This window comes from Rhodanobacter sp. K2T2, from assembly GCF_013408815.1.
Classification (GTDB): Bacteria; Pseudomonadota; Gammaproteobacteria; order Xanthomonadales; family Rhodanobacteraceae; genus Rhodanobacter.
Genome location: NZ_JACCCA010000025.1, coordinates 1 through 5719, shown reverse-complemented (window position 1 = coordinate 5719; position 5719 = coordinate 1). Strand labels below are relative to the sequence as shown.

The following is a 5719-nucleotide window of genomic DNA, read 5'->3' as shown; positions in this document are numbered from 1 at the left end:
GTTTGGACTGTGCGAGTACCGAGGAGTCGCCCAAGCAAAACCCCCCACCGTCACCGGCGAGGGTTTGGGTATAAGGGCGCTGGCGTAGAGCGGTTACAGGCCCGGGCGCTGCGCGCGCCGACATCGCTAAAAAGAAAAACCCCCACCGTGTCCGGTGAGGGTTGATCAGTATAAGGCCCCTGGCGGTGACCTACTCTTGCATGGCAAAGCCACACTACCATCGGCGCATGCGCGTTTCACTTCTGAGTTCGGGATGGGATCAGGTGGTACCACGCCGCTATGGCCGCCAGGGAAGGGGTTGAAGCAGCGCATGACGCGCCGGCTTCAATCTGGGTCGAGCCCTTTTGAAGAGTCCGCCACGGATGGCGGGCTTGGCTCTTCGCGAAAAGGACTCGCGTCAAATAGAGGTGTAAACGAGTGACAAGCGTCGAGGTGAAATCGGACGGGACAAGCTTCAAGGCATGCTCTTCTGAAGAGTGCGGCCATGGTATGGCCGCTTTCTCGTGCAGGGAAAGCACACGAACTAAAGCCACTTGGGGTTATATGGCCAAGCCTCACGGCTCATTAGTATCAGTTAGCTCCATGCATTGCTGCACTTCCACACCTGACCTATCAACCACCTAGTCTTGATGGTGCCTTAAGGAGAGTCAAGCTCTCGGGAGATCTCATCTTGGGGCGTGCTTCCCGCTTAGATGCTTTCAGCGGTTATCACTTCCGTTCATAGCTACCGGGCAATGCCATTGGCATGACAACCCGAACACCAGCGGAACGTCCACTCCGGTCCTCTCGTACTAGGAGCAGCCCCCCTCAAATCTCCAACGCCCACGACAGATAGGGACCGAACTGTCTCACGACGTTCTGAACCCAGCTCGCGTACCACTTTAAATGGCGAACAGCCATACCCTTGGGACCGGCTACAGCCCCAGGATGTGATGAGCCGACATCGAGGTGCCAAACACCGCCGTCGATATGAACTCTTGGGCGGTATCAGCCTGTTATCCCCGGAGTACCTTTTATCCGTTGAGCGATGGCCCTTCCATACAGAACCACCGGATCACTATGACCTACTTTCGTACCTGCTTGATCCGTCGATCTCGCAGTCAAGCACGCTTATGCCATTGCACACAGTGCGCGATGTCCGACCGCGCTGAGCGTACCTTCGTGCTCCTCCGTTACTCTTTGGGAGGAGACCGCCCCAGTCAAACTACCCACCATACACGGTCCCTGACCCGGATTACGGGCCTAGGTTAGAACGTCAAGCACTTCAGGGTGGTATTTCAAGGTTGGCTCCACGCAAACTGGCGTCTGCGCTTCAAAGCCTCCCACCTATCCTACACAGAAGAACTCAACGTTCAGTGTAAAGCTATAGTAAAGGTTCACGGGGTCTTTCCGTCTTGCCGCGGGAACGCTGCATCTTCACAGCGAATTCAATTTCACTGAGTCTCGGGTGGAGACAGCGCCGCTGTCGTTACGCCATTCGTGCAGGTCGGAACTTACCCGACAAGGAATTTCGCTACCTTAGGACCGTTATAGTTACGGCCGCCGTTTACTGGGGCTTCGATCAAGAGCTTCGCCTTGCGGCTGACCCCATCAATTAACCTTCCAGCACCGGGCAGGCGTCACACCCTATACGTCCACTTTCGTGTTTGCAGAGTGCTGTGTTTTTGATAAACAGTCGCAGCGGCCAGGTTACTGCGACCCTTCAACGCTCAGTCACGCATGTGACCACGCTAAAGGGCGCACCTTCTCCCGAAGTTACGGTGCCATTTTGCCTAGTTCCTTCACCCGAGTTCTCTCAAGCGCCTTGGGATTCTCACCCTGCCTACCAGTGTCGGTTTGCGGTACGGTTCTTCTATAGCTGAAGCTTAGTGGCTTTTCCTGGAAGCGTGGTGTCAGTCACTTCGCCCAATAGGGCTCGTCTCGGTGCTCGGCATAAAGGGTCCCGGATTTGCCTAAGACCCATGCCTACCGCCTTTCCCCGGGACAACCAACGCCCGGTAGACCTAACCTTCTCCGTCCCCACATCGCACTATAGAAAAGTGCAGGAATATTAACCTGCTTCCCATCGACTACGCATTTCTGCCTCGCCTTAGGGGCCGACTCACCCTGCGCCGATGAACGTTGCGCGAGGAAACCTTGGGCTTTCGGCGTGGGGGCTTTTCACCCCCATTATCGTTACTCATGTCAGCATTCGCACTTCTGATACCTCCAGCAGACTTTACAATCCACCTTCACAGGCTTACAGAACGCTCCTCTACCGCGTACACATAAATGTGCACACCCCGAGCTTCGGTGCATGGCTTAGCCCCGTTAAATCTTCCGCGCAGACCGACTCGACCAGTGAGCTATTACGCTTTCTTTAAAGGATGGCTGCTTCTAAGCCAACCTCCTGGCTGTCTATGCCTTTCCACATCGTTTTCCACTTAGCCATGACTTTGGGACCTTAGCTGCGGGTCTGGGTTGTTTCCCTTTTCACGACGGACGTTAGCACCCGCCGTGTGTCTCCCGTGTAGTACGTGTTGGTATTCGGAGTTTGCCATGGTTTGGTAAGTCGCGATGACCCCCTAGCCATAACAGTGCTCTACCCCCAACAGTATTCGCACGAGGCGCTACCTAAATAGCTTTCGAGGAGAACCAGCTATCTCCGAGTTTGTTTAGCCTTTCACTCCTATCCTCAGCTCATCCCCATCTATTGCAACAGATGTGGGTTCGGTCCTCCAGTGCGTGTTACCGCACCTTCAACCTGGCCAAGGATAGATCACTCGGTTTCGGGTCTACTGCCTGAGACTATGCGCCCTATTCAGACTCGATTTCTCTTCGCCTCCCCTATACGGTTAAGCTTGCCACAGACAGTAAGTCGCTGACCCATTATACAAAAGGTACGCAGTCACCCTTGCGGGCTTCCACTGCTTGTACGTATACGGTTTCAGGGTCTATTTCACTCCCCTCTCCGGGGTTCTTTTCGCCTTTCCCTCACGGTACTAGTTCGCTATCGGTCAGTCAGTAGTATTTAGCCTTGGAGGATGGTCCCCCCATGTTCAGACAAGGTTTCACGTGCCCCGCCTTACTCAATTTCACACAAAATGTCTTTTCGTCGACTGGGCTATCACCATCTATGGCCGGCTTTTCCAAACCGTTTGACTAAAACATAATGTGCTTTTGGGCTAGTCCCCGTTCGCTCGTCGCTACTCAGGGAATCTCGGTTGATTTCTTTTCCTCCGGGTACTTAGATATTTCAGTTCCCCGGGTTCGCCCTGCATAGCTATGTATTCACTATGCAGTACTGCTTGCGCAGTGGGTTTCCCCATTCGGACATTGCCGGATCAAAGCTTGTTGCCAGCTCCCCGACACTTTTCGCAGGCTGCCACGTCCTTCATCGCCTCTGACTGCCAAGGCATCCACCGTATACGCTTAGTCGCTTGACCATATAACCCCAAGTCGCCTCGGGGCATGCACCCTCATCAGGTGCAGCCAAGTTACTTCGTTTCGTTGCCTTAACACTTATCTCGGTTCGGTTTCGAACCAAGACGCTTGTCACTCGTTTACAGTTTTTCAAAGAACGTCACACCGGCCTCAACGCCGGATGACTTCAAAATCTTGAGGTGTGCTTATATTTTACGAACCGGTCATTCCATGGTGGAGCCTATCGGGATCGAACCGATGACCCCCTGCTTGCAAAGCAGGTGCTCTCCCAGCTGAGCTAAGGCCCCAAGGAACCCTTGGAATATGGTGGGTCTGGGTGGACTCGAACCACCGGCCTCACCCTTATCAGGGGTGCGCTCTAACCACCTGAGCTACAGACCCAGTGATGACTGAACCCCAGAACCTAGACCAGGCGACCTGGAACAACTTCGTAAAATACAGGTGCCTTGTGTGGACGTCTTGCGCGAGAGAGCTCGCGACCGTCATTTCTTGAAAGGAGGTGATCCAGCCGCACCTTCCGATACGGCTACCTTGTTACGACTTCACCCCAGTCATGAACCACTCCGTGGTCGTCGTCCCCCTTGCGGTTAGACTAACGGCTTCTGGAGCAACTCACTCCCATGGTGTGACGGGCGGTGTGTACAAGGCCCGGGAACGTATTCACCGCGGCATAGCTGATCCGCGATTACTAGCGATTCCGACTTCACGAAGTCGAGTTGCAGACTTCGATCCGGACTGGGATCGGCTTTCTGGGATTGGCTCCACCTCGCGGTATCGCAACCCTCTGTACCGACCATTGTAGTACGTGTGTAGCCCTGGCCGTAAGGGCCATGATGACTTGACGTCATCCCCACCTTCCTCCGGTTTGTCACCGGCAGTCTCCTTAGAGTTCCCACCATTACGTGCTGGCAACTAAGGACAAGGGTTGCGCTCGTTGCGGGACTTAACCCAACATCTCACGACACGAGCTGACGACAGCCATGCAGCACCTGTGTTCTGATTCCCGAAGGCACTCCCGCATCTCTGCAGGATTCCAGACATGTCAAGGCCAGGTAAGGTTCTTCGCGTTGCATCGAATTAAACCACATACTCCACCGCTTGTGCGGGCCCCCGTCAATTCCTTTGAGTTTCAGTCTTGCGACCGTACTCCCCAGGCGGCGAACTTAACGCGTTAGCTTCGACACTGATCTCCGAGTTGAGACCAACATCCAGTTCGCATCGTTTAGGGCGTGGACTACCAGGGTATCTAATCCTGTTTGCTCCCCACGCTTTCGTGCTTCAGCGTCAGTGTTGTCCCAGATGGCCGCCTTCGCCACTGATGTTCCTTCCGATCTCTACGCATTTCACCGCTACACCGGAAATTCCACCATCCTCTGACACACTCTAGCCAGCCAGTATCCATCGCCATTCCCAGGTTGAGCCCGGGGATTTCACGACAGACTTAACTAACCGCCTACGCACCCTTTACGCCCAGTAATTCCGATTAACGCTTGCACCCTTCGTATTACCGCGGCTGCTGGCACGAAGTTAGCCGGTGCTTATTCCTCAGGTACCGTCAGCCCCATAGGGTATTAACCCGTGGTATTTCGTTCCTGATAAAAGTGCTTTACAACCCGAAGGCCTTCTTCACACACGCGGCATTGCTGGATCAGGCTTGCGCCCATTGTCCAATATTCCCCACTGCTGCCTCCCGTAGGAGTCTGGACCGTGTCTCAGTTCCAGTGTGGCTGATCATCCTCTCAGACCAGCTATCGATCGTCGCCTTGGTGAGCCATTACCTCACCAACTAGCTAATCGAACATCGGTTCGTCTCACCGCGCAAGGCCCGAAGGTCCCCTGCTTTCTCCCGTAGGACGTATGCGGTATTAGCGTAAGTTTCCCTACGTTATCCCCCACGTTGAGGTAGATCCCGATGCATTACTCACCCGTCCGCCACTCGCCACCCACAGAGCAAGCTCTGCTGTGCTGCCGTTCGACTTGCATGTGTTAGGCATGCCGCCAGCGTTCAATCTGAGCCAGGATCAAACTCTTCACTTAAGTTTTCGACTGTCCGAAGACAATCTATCTTTCTGAAGCGTTAGTCCCAACAAAATCAAAACTCATTACTGACTTTCTCTTTCATTGGACGCTTGCATTTGTTGGACAGGTCGTAACCCTCCATCGCAAGACGTCCACACAATTCACCTGCGCACACTGTCAAAGATCAACCACTTGCAACCGATTCCTCGTGTTGCGTCTAAGACGTTTCGTCCTAGGTGAGCCGCCCATTCTATATCGTTTTTTGTGGCCGTCAACA

General features: G+C 54.1%; 2 tRNA genes and 3 rRNA genes. All 5 read right to left on the bottom strand.

Features of this window, described 5'->3' with window-relative positions:
• Positions 1 to 177 precede the first annotated feature (177 nt).
• Positions 178 to 291, bottom strand: a 5S ribosomal RNA gene (gene rrf, locus HDE78_RS20755).
• Positions 292 to 543: 252 nt separating this feature from the next.
• A 23S ribosomal RNA gene (locus HDE78_RS20750) occupies positions 544 to 3425 on the bottom strand.
• 209 nt (positions 3426 to 3634) lie between these two features.
• Positions 3635 to 3710, bottom strand: a tRNA-Ala gene (locus HDE78_RS20745).
• A 17-nt stretch (positions 3711 to 3727) separates the two neighbouring features.
• Positions 3728 to 3804 (bottom strand) — tRNA-Ile (locus tag HDE78_RS20740).
• A gap of 111 nt (positions 3805 to 3915) precedes the next feature.
• Positions 3916 to 5460: ribosomal RNA gene (locus HDE78_RS20735) — 16S ribosomal RNA — on the bottom strand.
• The 16S, 23S and 5S rRNA genes sit together here with 2 tRNA genes alongside, the layout of an rRNA operon.
• Positions 5461 to 5719 lie beyond the last annotated feature (259 nt).